The organism is Pengzhenrongella frigida (genome assembly GCF_004168625.1).
GTDB lineage: Bacteria > Actinomycetota > Actinomycetes > Actinomycetales > Cellulomonadaceae > Pengzhenrongella > Pengzhenrongella frigida.
The window spans coordinates 1-1,027 of sequence record NZ_SDWW01000125.1 but is presented as its reverse complement, the minus strand read 5'-3'; the positions used below and the strand labels follow the sequence as shown (position 1 = coordinate 1,027).

Here is a 1,027-nt window from a genome sequence, read left to right as displayed (position 1 = left end):
CCAGCCGGCGTCCCCGGGTCCGCTGCGCCAGCCGGCGTCCCCGGGTCCGCTGCGCCAGCCGGCGTCCCCGGGTCCGCGAAGGTGCCCGTTCGCGGACGGACGGGCGCGGGCCGCGTCGTCGGCGACGGCACGACCTCCGCGAGCCGTGCCCGCTCCCGCTGGCACCGTTGGCGCTGGGTGCTCGCCCTGGCCGGACTCGTGGGGATCGTGGCGGTCGCGGCGGCCCTCCCGGAGCCACGGACCTCCGAGGTCGTGCTCGCTCCGAACAACCCGGCCGCGCGGGGCGCCCGCGCCGTCGCCCAGATCCTGGAGCACGAGGGCGTCGACATCACCTACGTGCGCACCTCGGCCGAGGCGACCGACGCCGCCGTCGCCGGCTCCACGCTCCTCATCACGGGCAGCTACCTGCTCGGCGTCGACCAGATCGACGCGCTGGCCGCGACCGACGCCGACCTCGTCCTGCTCAATCCCGATCCCCTGCTCCTGGGGGCGGTGACCGACGCTGCCGAGACCTCGCTCGTGCCGCCGTCGACCGTCCCCGAGCGGCGCACCGCCGAGTGCACCGACCCGGACGCCGTCGCCGCCGAGGCGATCTCCGCCGCGGGCGGCGGGTACTTCGCGACCTCGGACACCGCGACCGTGTGCTTCCCCGGTGCGGATCAGGCAGCCGGCTCCGCCTACCTGGTGGTCGACGGCGCCCGGCGGGTGGTCGCGCTCGGCGATCCGACGGTGCTGACCAATGCCTCGCTCACCGAGGAGGGCAACGCCGCGCTCGCGCTGCGGATGCTCGGCCGGACCTCCCAGCTGACCTGGTACGTGCCCTCGCCCGCCGACTTCGGCCAGGCGGCCGCCGCGACCGGCCCCGGCCTGGGCGACCTGCTGCCGCCGTGGGCCGGCGCCGTCGGTCTGCAGCTGCTCCTCGCGGCGGGCGTCGCCGGGCTCTGGCGCGGGCGCCGGCTCGGCCGGCTCGTGACCGAACCCTTGCCCGTGACGGTGCGCGCGGCGGAGACCACCCGCGGCCGCGGCC

The 1,027-nt window shown here is 77.7% G+C and carries 1 protein-coding gene; it reads left to right on the top strand.

Annotated elements, in window-relative coordinates; translation table 11 throughout:
* Positions 1 to 81: 81 nt before the first annotated feature.
* Positions 82 to 1,027 (top strand): DUF4350 domain-containing protein (locus EUA98_RS19620; RefSeq protein ID WP_130104359.1); only part of this gene is annotated, 946 nt, incomplete at its 3' end.